Origin of the sequence: Nocardia sp. CA-084685 (genome assembly GCF_050955785.1) — a bacterium.
Taxonomy (GTDB): Bacteria; Actinomycetota; Actinomycetes; order Mycobacteriales; family Mycobacteriaceae; genus Nocardia.
On the sequence record NZ_CP192094.1, the window covers coordinates 3330916 to 3347432 of the forward strand.

17 protein-coding genes are annotated in these 16517 nt (G+C 65.5%); 2 read left to right on the forward strand and 15 right to left on the reverse strand.

What is annotated here, in order from left to right; genetic code table 11:
- Positions 1-114 precede the first annotated feature (114 nt).
- Positions 115-1029 carry an EamA family transporter gene (locus ACQP2U_RS15300; protein ID WP_433715260.1) on the forward strand — a complete coding sequence of 305 codons (915 nt, stop codon included), beginning with the start codon at positions 115-117 and terminating at the stop codon, positions 1027-1029.
- Between the two features lie 108 nt (positions 1030-1137).
- Here ACQP2U_RS15300 and ACQP2U_RS15305 read toward each other — a convergent pair whose 3' ends face one another.
- The 7 genes from ACQP2U_RS15305 to ACQP2U_RS15335 all read right to left on the reverse strand — a co-directional run bounded on the left by ACQP2U_RS15305 (position 1138) and on the right by ACQP2U_RS15335 (position 7434).
- Complete coding sequence (locus ACQP2U_RS15305) at positions 1138-1707, reverse strand: DJ-1/PfpI family protein (protein WP_433715261.1); 570 nt, start codon at positions 1705-1707, stop codon at positions 1138-1140.
- 60 nt (positions 1708-1767) lie between these two features.
- On the reverse strand, positions 1768-3156 hold the full coding sequence (locus tag ACQP2U_RS15310) for an amidase (protein WP_433715262.1): 1389 nt from the start codon (positions 3154-3156) through the stop codon (positions 1768-1770).
- Positions 3157-3336: 180 nt separating this feature from the next.
- The gene (gene rbsD, locus ACQP2U_RS15315; protein ID WP_433715263.1) at positions 3337-3726 is read right to left on the reverse strand and encodes a D-ribose pyranase; all 390 of its coding nucleotides are present in this window, start codon (positions 3724-3726) and stop codon (positions 3337-3339) included.
- A gap of 26 nt (positions 3727-3752) precedes the next feature.
- On the reverse strand, positions 3753-4697 hold the full coding sequence (locus ACQP2U_RS15320) for a ribokinase (protein WP_433715264.1): 945 nt from the start codon (positions 4695-4697) through the stop codon (positions 3753-3755).
- Positions 4694-5464 (reverse strand): ATP-binding cassette domain-containing protein, encoded by a 771-nt coding sequence (locus ACQP2U_RS15325; protein ID WP_433715265.1) that lies wholly within the window; start codon positions 5462-5464, stop codon positions 4694-4696. The genes ACQP2U_RS15320 and ACQP2U_RS15325 overlap by 4 nt, the downstream gene beginning before the upstream one ends.
- 9 nt (positions 5465-5473) lie before the next feature.
- Positions 5474-6442, reverse strand: coding sequence for an ABC transporter permease (locus ACQP2U_RS15330; protein ID WP_433715266.1), 969 nt, complete (start codon positions 6440-6442; stop codon positions 5474-5476).
- Positions 6439-7434: a sugar ABC transporter substrate-binding protein gene (locus ACQP2U_RS15335; protein ID WP_433715267.1), complete on the reverse strand. Its 996-nt coding sequence runs from the start codon at positions 7432-7434 to the stop codon at positions 6439-6441. The genes ACQP2U_RS15330 and ACQP2U_RS15335 overlap by 4 nt, the downstream gene beginning before the upstream one ends.
- A gap of 165 nt (positions 7435-7599) precedes the next feature.
- Between ACQP2U_RS15335 and ACQP2U_RS15340 the strand changes: the two genes are divergently transcribed.
- Complete coding sequence (locus ACQP2U_RS15340) at positions 7600-8604, forward strand: LacI family DNA-binding transcriptional regulator (protein WP_433715268.1); 1005 nt, start codon at positions 7600-7602, stop codon at positions 8602-8604.
- 3 nt (positions 8605-8607) lie between these two features.
- Here ACQP2U_RS15340 and ACQP2U_RS15345 read toward each other — a convergent pair whose 3' ends face one another.
- From ACQP2U_RS15345 to ACQP2U_RS15380, 8 genes are read right to left on the reverse strand one after another with little or no spacing between them, the layout of a single operon-like run.
- Positions 8608-9279 carry a 4-carboxy-4-hydroxy-2-oxoadipate aldolase/oxaloacetate decarboxylase gene (locus tag ACQP2U_RS15345; protein ID WP_433715269.1) on the reverse strand — a complete coding sequence of 224 codons (672 nt, stop codon included), beginning with the start codon at positions 9277-9279 and terminating at the stop codon, positions 8608-8610.
- A 29-nt stretch (positions 9280-9308) separates the two neighbouring features.
- The gene (locus ACQP2U_RS15350; RefSeq protein WP_433715270.1) at positions 9309-10517 is read right to left on the reverse strand and encodes an aspartate transaminase; all 1209 of its coding nucleotides are present in this window, start codon (positions 10515-10517) and stop codon (positions 9309-9311) included.
- 30 nt (positions 10518-10547) lie between these two features.
- Positions 10548-11588 (reverse strand): L-idonate 5-dehydrogenase, encoded by a 1041-nt coding sequence (locus tag ACQP2U_RS15355; RefSeq protein ID WP_433715271.1) that lies wholly within the window; start codon positions 11586-11588, stop codon positions 10548-10550.
- 14 nt (positions 11589-11602) lie between these two features.
- Positions 11603-12358 carry an SDR family oxidoreductase gene (locus tag ACQP2U_RS15360; RefSeq protein WP_433715272.1) on the reverse strand — a complete coding sequence of 252 codons (756 nt, stop codon included), beginning with the start codon at positions 12356-12358 and terminating at the stop codon, positions 11603-11605.
- 38 nt (positions 12359-12396) lie between these two features.
- Positions 12397-13755 carry an MFS transporter gene (locus ACQP2U_RS15365; protein ID WP_433715273.1) on the reverse strand — a complete coding sequence of 453 codons (1359 nt, stop codon included), beginning with the start codon at positions 13753-13755 and terminating at the stop codon, positions 12397-12399.
- The gene (locus tag ACQP2U_RS15370) at positions 13752-14840 is read right to left on the reverse strand and encodes a biotin-dependent carboxyltransferase family protein (RefSeq protein WP_433715274.1); all 1089 of its coding nucleotides are present in this window, start codon (positions 14838-14840) and stop codon (positions 13752-13754) included. Before ACQP2U_RS15370 ends, ACQP2U_RS15365 begins: the two co-directional genes overlap by 4 nt.
- Complete coding sequence (locus ACQP2U_RS15375; protein WP_433715275.1) at positions 14833-15543, reverse strand: 5-oxoprolinase subunit B family protein; 711 nt, start codon at positions 15541-15543, stop codon at positions 14833-14835. Before ACQP2U_RS15375 ends, ACQP2U_RS15370 begins: the two co-directional genes overlap by 8 nt.
- Positions 15531-16337: a LamB/YcsF family protein gene (locus ACQP2U_RS15380; protein WP_433715276.1), complete on the reverse strand. Its 807-nt coding sequence runs from the start codon at positions 16335-16337 to the stop codon at positions 15531-15533. Before ACQP2U_RS15380 ends, ACQP2U_RS15375 begins: the two co-directional genes overlap by 13 nt.
- Positions 16338-16517 lie beyond the last annotated feature (180 nt).

The window sequence follows — 16517 nt, forward strand, 5'->3', positions numbered from 1 at the left end:
CACCTGCTGAATTCCTGATTCGCGGTCCGAGCTGTTTGTCGAGGGCAGTCTTGGGGTGATGTCGTGCGCCCGTTTTCGAATCCCTGTCGAATTCGATGACGGAAGTGCATGGCCATGTCTGATATCAAAGATGTTGTTGCGGTTGGTGGTTCGCGTGCCGGGGCGTTCAGTGGCCCGGTTCCCATCCTGACGGCGGCGGTGCTGTGGGGGACCACGGGAACCACGAGTTCATTGGCTCCCGCGGGTGCGTCCGCTGCGGCGATCGGATCTGCCGGGTTGGTGCTTGGTGGGCTGTTGTTGTTCTTGTCGACTGGTGCGCGGTTGCGGTGCACGCGCGGTGAATGGTGGTTGGTTGTGCTCGGGGCGTTGGCGGTGGCGGGGTATCCGGTGACCTTCTATCCGGCCGTGGCGCGGACTGGCGTGGCTGTCGTCACGGTGATCGCGCTCGGTAGCGCGCCGGTTTTCGCCGGGCTGTTGGCCTGGGTTTCCGGACAGGGTAGGCCGAACCAGCGGTGGGTCGGTGCCACCGTGGCGGCGGTAATCGGCTGTGCGGTCCTCGTGCTCGGACCCGAAGTGACGGGCGGGACCGCACCGGTCGATCTGCTCGGCATTGTGCTGGCCGCATTCGGTGGATTCACCTACGCCGTCTATTCGCTGATCGGTGGCAGGCTCATCGCGCACGGTCATTCTTCGAATGCGGTGATGGGCACGATGTTCGGTATTGCCGGATTGCTGGTGCTGCCGGTTGTGTTGGGCACCAACACATCCTGGCTGCACACTGGTCGCGGCATCGCGGTGGCGCTGCATCTTGCGGTATTCACCACCTTCGTCGCCTACCGCCTGTTCGGTTACGGCCTGCGGCATACGACCGTGGCGGTGGCGACGACATTGACGCTCGCCGAGCCTGCCGTGGCAACGGTGCTCGGTGCGGTTGTCGTCGGTGAGCGGTTACCGATCATGTCATGGGGCGGGTTGGCCGTGCTGGCACTCGGTCTCGCATTCCTGACACTCGGCGCGCGCGAGCGCTGACGGCTGGTGCGCGACGCCGCCACGCGACCGATTCGCTGGGGCCAGTGGCGGGTTCACCGGCGTCGCGCACCTTGCCGGAGGAGTGGGAATTGCCGGTTCGGCGAGACCTTACTGACCCGGTGCGGGCGCTTTGGCGCGCAACACCTCCAAGAAAGCGCGCATCCACTGTGGATGGTCCGGCCAAGCGCGACCGGTCACGATATTGCCGTCGACATAGGCCGGACTGTCTTCCCATTGTGCGCCAACGGCGTTCAGATCCGGTGCCAACGCCGGATAGGCGCTCGACGAACGACCGTTCAGCGCGCCGACGGCAAGCAGGATCAACGGACCATGGCACAGTGCCGCGATCGGCTTGTCCTCGTCGACGAAATGTTTGACGACCCGGCGGCACTCCGCATCGCCGCGCAGGTACTCCGGCGCCCGTCCGCCGGGCAGTACCAATGCCGCGTAGCGACTCGGATCGACATCGGCCAGCGCGATATCGGCGGGCCAGGTGTGTCCGGGCTTCTCGGTATAGGTATCGAAACCGTCGACGAAATCGTGCACCACGAACTGCAGCTGCTTGGCGGTCGGGGCGGCCACTCGGACCTCATACCCCTCCTCGAGCAGCCGCTGGTAGGGGTACATGACCTCCAGGTCTTCGGCCGCGTCTCCGGTGATCAGCAACACGCTTGTCACGGCACATCACCTCCGGGGTGAATTTTATCGACAATGCCAGCGCAGACAGGGACTTTCGGGCTAAGCGGGGCGGGGATGCGGGCGGATTCGTTCGAGTTGGGCGGCGACGGACAGGATGGTGGTCTCACCATTCGACGGTCCGACCAGTTGGACCGCCAGCGGGAGTCCATCGCTGGCCATGCCCGCGGGTAGTGATGCGGCGGGATGTCCGGTCACATTCCAGAATCCGGTGAAGGCGACCATGGGGACCGAGGCGATTTGTGCGCGGACGGTATTCGCATTGTCGAGGACACCGACCCGCGGCGGGCGGTGCGCGATGGTGGGTGTCAGCAACAGATCGCACTTATCGAAGATGCGATCGGCCTTGCGGGCCAAGGCGTCACCGCGGCGCATGGCCCATTCGACGACCGGTCGACGTGCCCAGGAAGCGAGCGCCAGGGTTTGGCGAGTACGGCGTTCGAGCCGTTCCGGGTGGTCGATCAGCGGGATTTCGGCGCGCACGCCCCCGTAGAACTGCGGATAGAAGGCGACCGTGAAATCGGGATATTCCGGATCGATCTCGAATACCGTATGGCCCAGTTGGGCAAGGAGTTCGGCGGTGTCGTGCACCGCGCGCACATGTTCGGGCACCGCTCTCGCGAGCATCGTCTGCGATTTCGTGCTGTAGCCGATGCGCAGGCTCTCCGGGGTGCGCCGCGCGGCATCCTCGAACGACAGCATCGGATCGGGTGCCTGGAAACGGTCGGCCGGTGTGGCTCCGCAGATGACGTCGTAGATGATCGCCGAATCCAGCACGCTTCGGGTGAGCGGGCCGATGACGCCCAATGCCCACCACAGATGTTCGTTCGGTGCGGTCGGCACCCGTCCACGCTGGGTTTTCAGGCCGAAGAGTCCGCAGCAGGCGGCGGGAATCCGGATCGAGCCGCCGCCGTCGCCGCCAAGCGCGGCCGGTACCAGCCCCGCCGCGACCGCCGCGGCGGAACCACCGCTGGAGCCGCCGGTCGAGCGGGTCAGATCCCATGGATTGCGGGTCAAACCATAGGTGGTGGATTCGGTGTATGGCCACTGCCCGAACTCGGGCATGGTGGTCTTACCGACAATGACCGCGCCGGCCGCCCGCAGCCGTCGCACCACCTCGGCGTCGGCGACCGCCGGGGTGAGATTGGCGCGGGTGCCGAATGTGGTCGGGACGCCCACCACGTCGATCTCGTCCTTCACCGCGATCGGGATACCGTGCAGCGGTCCGCGCTCCCCGATATCCTGCTGATCCCGTTCGATGGCTTCGATGACGGCCTGTTCGTGCAGTACCCGAGTGAAGGCATTCAGTTCACCCGCCTGATCGATCCCGTCGAGCGTCGCCTCGATCAGCTCACGGGCCGTCAGCACCCCTTGCTCCAGCAGCTGCCGCTGCTCCCACACACCCGCGGATACGACCTCGCGAAGATCCATCTCCACCGCTCCTCCCGACCCACATGTCAGCGAGTTGCGAGCCGTCGCAAAGCAGCGTGACCTGTGGAATCAGTCCTTGATCCGAGCACCGGACAGTAATCAGTCAACTGACCATTCCCGCAATCGATACGGCCCGCGCGTGCGCTGGGTTCAATATCTGAGGTAACAATATTTCCCACGCTACAACCAGGGCACCCCGGACCGCAGCAACACATTGGCATACGGGCGGGCCTCACCGGTGCGCACCACGAACCGGCACGCCCCGATGCGCTGTTTGAAGTCGTCGTGGTCGATCAACTCCGCGTTCAGGCGGCCGCTGAGCAGAGCCGCGGCCTCCGGATTCTGCTCAGCGACATCGCGGCTGCCCCAGGCCGCTTCGACGGTGACCTCCTCGAGGATCAGCTCGAGGACGGGCTCGAACCTGGGAAATCCGTAGCTGATGCCCAGGTCGATGACCGGCACGCCGACGGGTGTCGGCAGGCCGGAGTCGCTGACGGCGAAGAGGTCGGTATGGCGCAGCGCCGTGAGCGCGGCGAGTAATTCGGCGTGAATGAGTCCGCTGGTACGCACAGTGCGATTCTTTCTCGAAGAGGGGTTCAGACGAGCGGCCAGGCCGCGGGGATGGCCGCGAGCGCCGTGACGATCTGGTCCCCGGTGGGGTAGGAGGCGTGGGTTCCCGGTGTTTGGACGGCGAGCGCACCGGCCGCGGTGGCATAGGCCACGGCGCCGCCGAGCGGCATACCATCGGCGAGTGCGGTGGCCAGCGCACCGACGAAGGCGTCGCCCGCACCGGTGGAGTCCACCGAATTCACCTGTGGCGCAGCCTGATACCCGCCCACGACCGGCGCGGGCACATCGCAGCGGTGCGCCCACACCGACCCGGCGGCACCCAAGGTGGCGACGACGGACTCCACACCGCGCAGGCACAGCGAACGGGCCAGGTGGAATGCCTGCTCGGGGGTCCGCGCGCTGGCTCCCGTCAGTGCCGACAGCTCGGATTCGTTGACGATCAGCGGGTGGCAGCGGCGCAACAGCTCATCCGGCAGCTCCGTCGCCGGAGCGGCATTGAGGACGAAACGGCGCGCCCGCCGCGCGGCCCATTCGACCACGTTCGGCGGCACTTCCAACTGTGCGACAACGACTTCGGCCGAGCGCAGCAGATCGGCCTCGGTCATAGTGTCGAGTTCGGATTCGGATTCCCACCGGAAGTTGGCGCCGGGGTCGACCACGATCTGGTTCTCGCCATCGGCGACGGTAATATAGGCCGTGCCGGTTCGCGCATCCCGCACCTCACGCAGCGCGCTGAGCTCGACGCCGTACTCGCGCAACGATTTTCGTAGTCCGGGATCGGCATCACGCCCGATTCGGGCCATGAATTCGACCCGGCCACCCGCTCGTGCCGCCGCGACGGCCTGATTGGAACCCTTGCCGCCCAGGTTGGTTCGCGAGCGCAGTGCCAGCACGGTTTCGCCGGGCCGCGGCAGCTGTTGCACCTCACAGACGATGTCCTGGTTGACCGAGCCGAGGACGACAACCGTCACGACTCGGCTCCGTTCGCGGTGAGCTCCAGATTGCCGGGTGCGGCACCGGTGATCAATGCGACCAGCCGGTCGCCGTTCACTTCGTCGATCCGATGCGCCGCAACGGATCTGCCACGCCGCAGTACGACGACGTTGTCACAGATCCGCATGACCTGAGCCAGATCGTGGCTGATGATCAATACGGTGATCCCGCGCTCGCGTAGGCCGCGCACCAACTTCTCGACCGCGGCGGTCTCACGCACGCCGAGTGCGGCGGTCGGCTCGTCCATGATCACCATGGATTTACCCCAGGCCACCGCGCGGGCGATGGCGATGCTTTGGCGTTGACCGCCGCTCATCCGGCGCACGGTGGTGCGCACCGAGGGCACATCGACATCCAGATCGCGCAGGATCTCACCACTGCGGGCGATCATCGCCCTGCGGTTGACGATGCCGAGCGGATACACCAACTCGCGATTGAGAAAGAGGTTCTGCCATACGGCCAGATCGTCGATGAGGGCGAGATCTTGATACACGGTCTCGATGCCCATCTTGCGCGCATCCTCCGGTGAGCGCAGGCGCACCGGTTCGCCCTTGAACAGGATCTGCCCGGTATCCGGTGCCTGCACGCCGGTCAGGCAGCGCACCAATGTCGACTTACCCGCACCGTTGTCGCCGACCAGCGCGGTGACTTCGCCCTCGGGAATCGTCAGCGAGACCCCGGCCAGCGCCCGCACCGAGTCGAAGGACTTGGTGAGCTCGCGCGCCTCCAGCAATGGAATCGTCATCTCTTCGGCCTACTTTCGGAACCGGGCGATCCCGGCGGCCAGCAGCAGCACGGCGCCGACGGCGACCGGCTGGTAGTACTGCGAGATGCCGAGAATGGTGAACCCGTTGATCAGCGAGGTGAACAGCACCGCACCGCAGACGGTGCCGAGCACCGACGCCTTGCCGCCGGACAGTGACGAACCACCCAGCACCACCGCGGCGATCGAGCTCAGCAGGTAGGTGGTCTGCAGTGACGGATCCGCGCCGCCGTTGCGGGCGACCAGCATGACACCGGCGATGCCGCACAGCAATCCGGACATGGCGTAGGCGAACAGCCGGATCCGGTTCACTGAAATACCGGTGTCGCGCGCGGCCTCGAGTCGTCCGCCGGTGGCGAGCAGATGGGTGCCGATCCGGGTGCGGAAGATAATGCCCGCCACGACCAGTGCGGCCAGCAGTGCCAGCAGCCAGAACCAGCGCACCGGTCCGATGCCGTCGAGTGCGAGCCGCTGCAGGAAGCGGGAACTCACGGCCTCGGTATTGCCGTGCGTCAGCAGCAGGGTGATGCCGTTGAGCACGCTCAGCATGCCGAGCGTGACGACGAAATCGGTCATATGCAGTCGGCCGACCAGCACACCGTTGACGATGCCGACCGCCAGTCCGGCCAGGATCGCCGCCCCGATGGCCACCGCCATCGGGTAGCCGTGGCTGGCCAGATACCCGAGAACGGCAGCCGCCCATGGCAAGTTGGCGCCGACCGACAGATCGATACCACCGACGGTGATCGCGAATTGCTGGCCGAGCGCGAGCACGGTGAGGATGGTCGAGGCGACCAGTAGATCGCCGATATTGTCCGCCGTCAGGAAGTTCGGGGTGGCGATGAAGAACGCCACCCACAACACGACCAGCGCGAGCGGTGCCGCGAATTCGGCGACCTTGGCGAGGAGATCCGTGCGCCCCTCACGCGCGCGGAGCTCTTCGGTTGCCTCTGCGGTCACTTGTTCAACAGCCCTTCCACCGGGTTGTCGAAGGCGACGATCGGACGCGGGAACGCCGCGATCTGCTGCTCGACATTGTCCTTGCCGATGAAGGCGATGGGGGAGACCACGCGCTCGGGCAGCTTCTTGCCCTGATGCTCGGCCAGGCAGCTCTGCACCGCGAGTTGACCTTCGGCATACGGGTATTGGGTCACCGTGCCGGTCAGGGTGCCCGCCTTGACGGCGTCCAGGGCGGCTTGGATGCCATCGACGGAGATCACCTTGATCTGACCGGTCCGGCCCGCGTTCTTGATCGCCTGCGCGGCGCCCAGACCCATGGTGTCGTTGGCGGCGAAGATGCCGGTGATATCCGGATGTGCCTTCAGGATCGCCTCGGTGACCTGCAGACCCTTATCCTGCTCGTAGTCGGCGGGCGCCTTCTGGACGACCTCCAGCTTGCCCGCCACGGCATCGGTGAAGCCCTGGTCGCGGTTGATACCGTTCTGCTCGCCCGCGATGCCCTGCAGGATGACAACCTTGCCGGTGCCGCCCAGCGCCTCGAGCATCTTCTGCCCGGCGATACGGCCCGCGTCGAGATTGTCCGAACCGATGAAGCTCGCATACGACACCCCGGCCTGCGCGGAGGCCTTCGCATCGATCTGGGTGTCGAGGTCGAGAATCGGAATGTTCTTGCGCGCCACCGGTGTCAGCGGAGTGATCACATTGGTGGCATTGACCGGCACCACGCCGAAGCAGTCGTAGCCCTGCGCCGCCAGGGTGGAGATCTGGGCGTTCTCACCGTCGGCGTCGGTCTCGGACTGCCCGGCCTGCACCGTGACCTTCACCCCGAGCTTCTGTCCCTCCGCGAGGGCGCCGTCGCGCAATGCCGCCCAATAGGGGTTGGTGAAGTTCCGGGTGACGATCGCGATCTTGAAATCGCCATCGCTCCCGTCCTGTCCACCGCGACCACAGGCAGCGGCGGCAAGTGCGCCGATGAGGACAAGCGGCGCCATTGCACGCCTGAATCGAGCATTCATCGTGAGTTCGACCTATCCATCTCAGGTATCAACTCGTGTTGATCAACGCGAGTTGATGAGTAGTGTGTGACTCGAGTCACCGGCTGTCAAGTACTTGTGCGCAGTGCTTGGATGGACGGTCGGAGCAAGGAGAGATTTCCGATGGCAGTCACACGAGCCGACGTGGCGCGGCTGGCGGGTACATCACCGGCGCTGGTGAGCTATGTGCTCAATGGCGGACCGCGGCAGGTCGCGCCCGCGACCAGGGTCCGGATCGAGGCGGCCATCGCCGAACTCGGCTACCGACCCAATATGTCCGCACGCAGCCTGCGCATGAACCGCGGACATGCGCTGGGCATGGTGATTCCGGACGGGGCCAACCCGTTCTTCGCCGAATTGTCCGCCGTGATCGAGGCGGCCGCCTTCGCACGGGGGTATCCGCTGTTCGTCGGCAATGCCGCGGGTGACGCGGAACGCGAACGCGCCTATGTGCGCACCTTCATCGATCGCAGAGTCGAAGGGCTGCTTGCGATTTCATCGTCCTGGGAGACCGGCATCGCCGACGCGTGCGAGGAGGCGGGCATGGTGCTGGTGGCGCTGGACCGCGTCATCGATCCGGCGCGTTGCGCGCACGTCATGTGCGATTCGGTCGCGGGCGCGGAGCAGGCCGTCGCCCATCTCATCGAACACGGCCACCGCGAAATCGCCTGCCTGAGCGGCCCACACGTGTCGACTGCCGAGGACCGCGTACAGGGCTACCGAAATGCCTTGGCCGCCGCCGGACTTGCCGAAGGACGCATCGTGCGAACGGATTTCGGCGGTGCCGCGGGCTACCACGCACTGGCCGACCTGATGGCCGACTCACCCCGCCCCACAGCAATTTTCGTGACGAGCGATCTGCAGGCGATGGGTATGCTCCGTGCCGCCTATGATGCCGGGCTGCGCGTCCCCGACGACCTCGCGGTAGTCGCCTTCGACGGCATCGAATACTCCCGCTACACCCGCCCGGGCCTGACAACCATGGTCCAGCCCACCCGCCTAATGGGAGAAACCGCAATTGACCTACTGCTACAACAACTCGACGACCAAATCCCCCGCCCCGGAGTCCTGAACCTCGAAGCAGTACTTCACCCCCGCGGCTCCTGCGGCTGCCCCGACGAGTTCTGAAGGCTACTGGTCGACGGTGAGGCCTTTGGCTTCCAAGATCGTAGCCAGGTTCGAGACCTGAATGGGAGTCTCACCCGTTTTGTAGCGTTCGATGTAGGTCGCCTCGGCGGAGTCGCGCTCGCGGGAGGCGGCGATTGCGGATCGGATTTCTTCGCGTCGGATGACGACGACGCCGTCGCAGTCGCCCTTGACGATATCGCCCGGATAGATGACCTGGCCGCCGAAGACGAGGGGCTGATTGATCGGGCCGAGCGTTTCTTTGACGGTGCCCTCGATGCAGACGTGTTTGGCGAAGACCGGGAATCCGAGTTCGCGGATTTCTCGGGTATCGCGTACGCCGCCGTCGGTGACGAGGGCGGAAATGCCGCGGGCGGCACACGCATTGGCGAGGACGTCGCCGAATTGCCCGGCGGGCTGGTCGCCGGATGCTACGACGAGCACGTCGCCGGGTTGGGCGTAGCTGATCGCGACCTGCAGCATGATGTTGTCGCGGGGGTGGCAGACGACGGTGAATGCGGATCCGCAAAAGGACATGTCGCGGTCGATGGGTTTGATGCCCGAGTCGAGTGCGCCCGTGCGGCCCTGGGCCTCGTGGATGGTGGCCGCCGAGAAGGTGCCGAGTTCGTCGATGAGTGCGCGGTCGGCGCGGTCGATCTTGGTGGTGACGTGAACCATGGTTTCTCCGTGATCGGGTCGGGCTGTGGTCAGCTCAGTGCCGCAATGGCTTTCGCGATTTCGACGGCGGCGGTGCGCAGCACGTCCGCTGAGGTGGCGAAGGAGATGCGCAGGTATGACGGCGCGCCGTAGGCGGAGCCCTGGATCGTTGCGACCGAGGCGGCCTCGAGCAGATACAGCACGACGTCTTGGTCGTCGTGCAGCACTCGTCCGTCCGGTGTCCGCTTGCCGAGGATTCCGGCGCATCCGACGAACAGGTAGAAGGCGCCCTGCGGCCGCACCGGTGCGAGTCCGTCCACGTCGGCGAGCAGGTCGAACATGAGGTCGCGGCGCGCGCGGTAGCGCACGATCGACTCGGCGACGAAGCTCTGGTCGCCGGCAATCGCCGCGGCCGCGGCTGCCTGGCTGATCGAGGACGGGCAGGACGAGCTCTGCGACTGCAGTTTGTTGATCGCCGCTATGAGCTGTGGGTGCCCCACTCCGTACCCGAGTCGCCAGCCGGTCATCGCATAGGACTTGGAAACTCCGTTGACGACGAAGATCTGATCGCGCAGTTGCGGCGCCACGGACAGCAGGCTCGGGGTGCGCTGAGCGGTGAATACGATCTCGTCGTAGATCTCGTCGCACAAGATGTTCACGTGCGGGTGCCGCTCCAGCACGGCGGCAAGGGCCGCGAGTTCCTCCGTGTTGTACACCGCGCCGGTCGGGTTGGACGGTCCGTTGAGGATCACCCATTTCGTGGCAGGCGTGATCGCCCCCGCCAATCCTGCTGCAGTGAGCAGGAATCGGTCCGATTCAGGGCAGTCCACGACAATGGGCGTGCCACCGTGGAGTGAGACCATATCCGGATAGGACACCCAGTACGGCGACGGCACGATGACCTGATCGCCTTCTTCGACCGTCGCCATCAGCGCCATGAAGATGACCTGCTTGGCCCCGCCGCCGACGGTGATCTCGTTGTCGTCGACTGTGGTTCCGGTCCGGTCGAGTATCCGCGCCGCGATTGCCTGACGCAGCTCCGGAATACCGTTCACCGCCGTGTATTTGGTGAGTCCGGAGTCCATGGCTCTGATCGCTGCGGCTTTCACATGATCGGGCGTGTCGAAATCCGGTTCGCCGACGGTCAGATCGAGGATCACCCGACCCGACTCGCGCAGCGTGCGAACCCGTTGTGCGGCAGCAGAACTCGGGGATTCTCGCATCCGCTCGACGCGGGCGGCGAGGGCGAATGGGGACATGCTTTCCTCCTGGGAAGATCGACATAGGGTTCAGAAAGCCAGCAGCACTTTGGCGGAGGCCGCGGCATCCTTGGCGACGGCGAAGGCCGCCAAGGCATCTCGAACGGGAAACTCGTGGCTGATGACCGGCTCGACGACCAGGCTCCCATCGGCGAGCGCATCGAGCACCGCGTCGATCTCGTCGTTGAACCGGAACGATCCGACGACCTCGAGTTCACGCGTGACGACCAGCGACAGCGGCGCGGGCTGAAGTCCGGCGGGCAGTAGCCCGAGCAGGACCACCCGGCCACCCCGGGTGGCGCCGCGAATGGCGGATTCGAGTCCGAACCGGTTGCCGGAGCATTCGATGACGATGTCGGCGTCCACCGCGGCGATCATGTCGGTGTCGTCTGCCTTCAACAGTGTGGTTGCGCCGAGTTCGCGAGCAATAGCCAGTGGATAATCATGGATGTCTACTGCCGTGATCGTGGCGGCACCGGCGCGGCGCAGCACCGACACCACCAGCGCGCCGATCGGACCGCAACCGATCACCAGCGCGATCTTTCCCGCGACGTCCCCCGCGCGCGAAACCGCATGCCAGGCAACCGAAGCCGGTTCCGCTACGGCTGCCGTTCGCAGCGGAAGACCATCGGGCAGCGGTCGGAGCATCCGGGACGGCAGCACCGCATAACGCGTGAATGCTCCGTGTGTATGAGGGAATTGAGCCGCACTGCCGAGATAGGTGCACCCGGGCGACAGGTTGGGACGATCGGTGGGATAGCGCGGGCTGTTGCCGCTCGGTGTCGCCGGATGTACCGCCACCCGGGTGCCCGGTCCGGGTCCGCCGCCGTCTGCGGCCTGCTGTACCACCGTGCCGACCACCTCGTGTCCGAGCAGCATCGGTACCTTCAGGATCGATTCGCCGGCGGCTCCATGGGTCCAGTAATGCAGGTCGGATCCACAGATGCCGCCGTACGCGATTTCCACCACCGTATCGGACGGTCCCGGTAGGGTAAGAGCAATGGCTTCGACGCGCAGATCGCCCGCCGCATGCGCCACGACTCCCAATGTGTGAGAAGGCAATTCGGCCATCGGTAGCGGCGACCTCAATCCTGCCGCCGGACGAATTCGAGCCCACCGGGCACCTGGAACGTCGGCGTGATCTCGATCAGGCCCAAATTCACATGCCGCGGCGCGTCGATCGCGAATTCGATGGTGTCGGCGATGTCTTTCGTCGTAATGGATTCGTAGCCTTCGTAATAGGTCTGCCAGGCCTCCCGCATCGCCTCGGGTGTGCCGCCGAGATTGCGTCCGAAGATTTCGGTCTCCACCCGGCCGGGGCAGATCTCGGTGACCCGGACACGCCTGCCGATGACATCGTTGCGGAGCTGGCGCGAGATCTGGTGGATCGCGGCCTTTGTCGCGTGATAGGCCGTGTGGCCGTAGAAGTTGTACAGACCCGCGATGGAGCTGATATTGACGACATGGCCGAGGTCTCGTTCGACCATGCCCGGCATCAACAGCCGACACAGATGCAGCACGGCACGGAGATTGACATCGACCATGGCATCGACCGATTCCGGTGCTGCGTCGAGGATATTCCCGGTGGCCGATACCCCGGCGTTGTTGACCAGGATGTCGATTTCGAGGTGGCCGACCGCACTGGTCAGTGCGACGGTATCGGTGACATCGACAGCGAGCGGGATCATCCCGGTCCGTGCGGCCACCTCGTCGAGCCGTGCGGCGTCGCGGGCGACGCCATACACGGTGAGGCCACGCTTGGCGAGCGTCTCGGTGATCGCGGCTCCCATCCCGGTATTGGCTCCGGTGACGAGTGCGGTTCGGTAGTCGTCGAAAGGCATGACACTCCTTGTCTCGGGTGAGGCCGTTCTGCTTGTGGTCAGAGCGTGTCGCGCAGCGGCAGGTGGGCACGGTCGGTGACGGTGCTGACCGCCGCGAGCGTGCCGAGTGCGGTGGCGACGGCATAGACGGCCGGGACGTAGATGCCGAAATGCGGGATGAGCCAGGTCATCAGCAGCGGTGCGGTGCCGCCGAACAGCGCCGAGGAGATGTTGTAGCCGAGCCCGTAGGCGGAGTACCGGACCCGGGTCGGGAACAGTTCGACGATGAGGATGTGGATGACCGCGGTGTGCCCGGCGAAGATGACGGCCATGATGCAGGCGCCGAGCACCGCGAGTGCGAAACTGCCGGTCGCGATGAGGGCGTAGCAGGGGATAGCGCCGACGGCCATCGCGATCGCGGCACCGGCGATCACCTTCTTACGGCCTAGCTTGTCCGACAGTGCACCCATGAACGGAATCGCGATGCTGATCGCGACCAGACTGGCGGCGGTGACGATAAGTGCTGTGCCGGTGGAGAATCCGATCTTGTCGCCCTTGAGGAAAGTCGGCATGTAGGAGAACAGGACGTAATAGCCGGAGCCGTTCATCAACGGGATGAACAGGGCAAGGAGCATCGCCCTACGGTGTTCGGGCGACGCGAACGCTTCTTTCAGCGGGTTGCGTGACAGGCCGCCGGATTCCTTGAGCTTGCCGAAATTCGGGGTGTCGCTGATGGCGCGGCGGATGTACCAGCCGATCAGGCCCATCGGGATCGCGATGAGGAATGGAATCCGCCAGGCCCAGCTGCCGAATCCGCCGCCGTGGATGGCACTCGCGTTCAACCACGGGGACATCGTGAAGGCGACCAGGGTGCCGGTCAGCAGGGCGAGGAAGGAGGCGATCTGGGCGTAGCTGGTGATCAGTCCGCGTTTGCCCTCGGGCGAATGTTCGGCGAGGAAGGTCATCGCACCGGCGGCCTCACCGCCGACCGAGAATCCCTGTGCCAACCGCAAAGCGATCAACAACGCGGGTGCCGCGACGCCGATGGCCGCATAGGTCGGCAGCACACCGATACCCGCCGTCGCGACGCTGATCAGCATGATGACGAAGACGAGCATCTTCTGGCGGCCGATCTTGTCGCCGAGGATGCCGCAGATCACCGCGCCCAGCGGACGCACGAAGAAGGAAATCGCATATCCGGCGAAGACCAGCAGCAATGCGTCACTCGACTTGGAGACATCGAAGAACACGATGGCAAGGGCAGTTGCCATGAAGGCGAAGATGCCGTTGTCGTATAGCTCGACGAAGATGCCGACGCAGCCGGCCAGTACGACCTTGCGGATCGAGCCGGACGGCGCCGGATGCGTGTGGTCGGTGGGCACGGACCCGGCCGGGGCCGGAGAGATCGTGTCGGTCATGGGTACTCCAGGTGACTGTGGCGGATGTGGTCTGCGCGGGGCCCCTGCGTGGTTACGCAAGCTGCCGCATTCGGGGCCTGAGCAGGCCGGTGGCAAGTGTTGGTGTGGACGGGAATTCGGAGGCAGTCGTAGGCATTTGCCACACGGGTGCGTAGTCGATCGATCGCCGCCTGCTGTGCGCGGTAGCGCCGCACCGCGTCGGGAATACCGATGTGCCGGAATCGGACTCGCTGACCGGGCCGGGCCTGTCCCAGTTGCGACAAGCCGGTTGCGGTGACGACTGCGAGCACTGGATAGCCCGCTGTCACGCCGCGGCCACGGTGCAGCACGAGCACTTCTTTTCCGGCGGGCACTTCGACGGCTCCGATCGGTACGCCCCGGGATAAGATCTCGGTCCGGCTCTCTCGTTGCGGGACGGCACCATCGGAACTGAGCCGGAGTCCGATGTGATTGCTGTTGTCGCCGACGACGAACGAGGTCTCGAACAGTCGCGTGGCGGTGCTGCCGAATTCGGCGATATCGGGTCCATCGGTGACATCGATGGTCCAACTTCCGGTGCATGTGGGGCGGGCAATGTCGAAGTGGAACAACGGAATTCGAAAATGTGGGTGGTCGAGTAGCGGCCCGTCGGTCTCGACGTCGACATTCGCACCCTCCGTCAGTTGTCGACCGAAACCCAGTACCGGATCCGGAGCGCAGCTGTCGAGCAAATAGTTCGCCGAAATCGTCCCGTGCACCGCGATGTAGACCCGAAGACCGTCGCGGATGTCGCGAACGGTGAGCTCGGTGCCTGCGGCCCAGATGAACGGTTCCCACTGGGCGCGGGTGACACCGTCGACGCGTACGTCGGCGGGTGCACCGGTGATCGCGACGAGCAGATCGGTGCTCGCGACGGCACCGAAATCCAGCGCGACCAGTTCGAGCAGCGGTGCGGTGGCCGCACTGCCGACGAGGGCGTTGGCGACCTCGGCACTGTACTGGTCGAGGGCACCGCCGGTCAGCTGGCCGATCCGTGAGGCCCGTCGGCGACCCAGATCCTGAACAGTGGTGATCCCCGGGGTCGTCACGGTGATGGTCTCAGCCACGCAGCACCCCCTCGAACCGGGCCCATTCGTGGGCCGCGATGGCATGGAACCGAAACGTGTCGCCGGGCTGGAAGGCGGACAACGGCTCGGTCGTCGGGTCGACCATGGTGCGCGGGGTTCGACCTATGACGGGCCATCCGCCGGGCGCGGGCCGTGCCGAAACGACAGCCTGTCGACCGGCCACTGCCACGGCCCCGGCGGGTACATGCGGGCGCGGGACGACACGTCGGGGTACCGGCCGCGGAAAGGCGGGACCGTCGAGCATCGGCGCGCCGCCCGGAGATCCGAAGCAGCGCATGGTGAGCGGTGAGGATCCGTGCACGTGGATTACCTCGGTCGGGGACAGCCCGAGCTGGTCGGCCACGTCGTCGAGATCCGGACCGTACTCGCCGCCGTAGACCACCGGGATATCGAAATGCCGGACCGGGCGTGGTATCGGTGCCACCGATTCTCGTACGAGATTCGCGAGCAGCTGTCGAATATCGTCGTGAGTGCCTGCCGCGCAGTCGAATTCGATGAGCACGGCGTCGTAGGTCGGAATGAGGCCGGTAATCGCGAAGCGGTCCGCATCGGTGTCCATCGCGGCCGCGATCGCGTGCACAGCTCGCCAGCATTCTTCTCGGTCGGCACCCTGCGCGGTGACGCGTACGGCGGAGTCACCGCAGGCCGCGACGTGGAAGGCGACTCCCGCTACGCCGGACATGGTTCGCTTTCCTTACCGGCACGATCCGCGAGTACCTCGGGCAGCGCGACGATGTGCACACCCGCCGCGATGAGCGCGGTCCGGATCGCCCGTGCACTGCGCACAGCGTCTGCGTTGTCGCCGTGCAGAAGCAGTGTGTTCGGACGGACGGAAAGGCTTGTGCCGTCGACGGATTCGATGATCTCCTCGGTCACCATGCGCACCGCTCGGCGGGCGAGTACCTCGGGGTCGTGAATAACTGCACCCGGCTCGGATCGCGGGACGAGGGTGCCGTCTGCGCGATAAGCGCGATCGACGATGCCGACGATGCCGACGCGAAGTCCCTGTGCGCGGGCGTGGTCGGCGAGTTCGCCGTCTTGGGCGAGCACGATCAGGTTCGGATCGAACGACCCGACGGCGTCGACCACGGCGGCGGCGTAGTCGGCGCGGGTCGCCACCAGGTTGCCCAGGCGGCCGTGCGGTGCCACATGCGACATCGTGGTGCCGTGTGCGACGGCGAAGGCGTGCAGCGCGCCGAGTTGGTACAGCACATCGGTGCGCACCTCGTCGGCGGAGAGGTCCATGGCCCGCCGACCGAAGCCGACCAGATCCGGGAAGCTGGGGTGCGCGCCGATACCGATGCCGCGGGAAACGCACTGACGGACCGTCCGGTCCATGGTCTGCGGATCGCCCGCGTGGAAGCCGCAGGCGATATTGGCGGAGGTGAGGACGTCGAGCAGTGCGTTGTCATCGCCCATCGTCCACGCCCCGAAACTCTCACCGATATCGGCGACGAGATCGATCTTCCATGCCATGGATGCCTCCGCGGGGTGGGAAACTGCGAGCACCGTATGAGTGAACGTGCGGTGTGAAAAGGACGCTACGCAGGTTCGTCCTGGCGCGGGTAATACCGGTTTCGGGTGAGGCGATAACGAACCTCTATGGTGTTTGAGCAGCCACTATGCGGCGGGCTCACATTGTTGGCCGGGAATTCG

Excerpts from the sequence above, each read along its gene's own strand:
- ACQP2U_RS15360 (WP_433715272.1), bottom strand. The coding sequence starts at position 12,358 with ATGCCTTTCGACGACTACCGAACCGCACTCGTCACCGGAGCCAATACC.
- ACQP2U_RS15300 (WP_433715260.1), top strand. The coding sequence starts at position 115 with ATGTCTGATATCAAAGATGTTGTTGCGGTTGGTGGTTCGCGTGCCGGG.
- ACQP2U_RS15350 (WP_433715270.1), bottom strand. The coding sequence starts at position 10,517 with ATGTCCCCATTCGCCCTCGCCGCCCGCGTCGAGCGGATGCGAGAATCC.
- ACQP2U_RS15310 (WP_433715262.1), bottom strand. The coding sequence starts at position 3,156 with ATGGATCTTCGCGAGGTCGTATCCGCGGGTGTGTGGGAGCAGCGGCAG.
- ACQP2U_RS15340 (WP_433715268.1), top strand. The coding sequence starts at position 7,600 with ATGGCAGTCACACGAGCCGACGTGGCGCGGCTGGCGGGTACATCACCG.
- ACQP2U_RS15365 (WP_433715273.1), bottom strand. The coding sequence starts at position 13,755 with ATGACCGACACGATCTCTCCGGCCCCGGCCGGGTCCGTGCCCACCGAC.
- ACQP2U_RS15380 (WP_433715276.1), bottom strand. The coding sequence starts at position 16,337 with ATGGCATGGAAGATCGATCTCGTCGCCGATATCGGTGAGAGTTTCGGG.
- ACQP2U_RS15345 (WP_433715269.1), bottom strand. The coding sequence starts at position 9,279 with ATGGTTCACGTCACCACCAAGATCGACCGCGCCGACCGCGCACTCATC.
- ACQP2U_RS15375 (WP_433715275.1), bottom strand. The coding sequence starts at position 15,543 with ATGTCCGGCGTAGCGGGAGTCGCCTTCCACGTCGCGGCCTGCGGTGAC.
- ACQP2U_RS15325 (WP_433715265.1), bottom strand. The coding sequence starts at position 5,464 with ATGACGATTCCATTGCTGGAGGCGCGCGAGCTCACCAAGTCCTTCGAC.
- ACQP2U_RS15335 (WP_433715267.1), bottom strand. The coding sequence starts at position 7,434 with ATGGCGCCGCTTGTCCTCATCGGCGCACTTGCCGCCGCTGCCTGTGGT.
- ACQP2U_RS15355 (WP_433715271.1), bottom strand. The coding sequence starts at position 11,588 with ATGGCCGAATTGCCTTCTCACACATTGGGAGTCGTGGCGCATGCGGCG.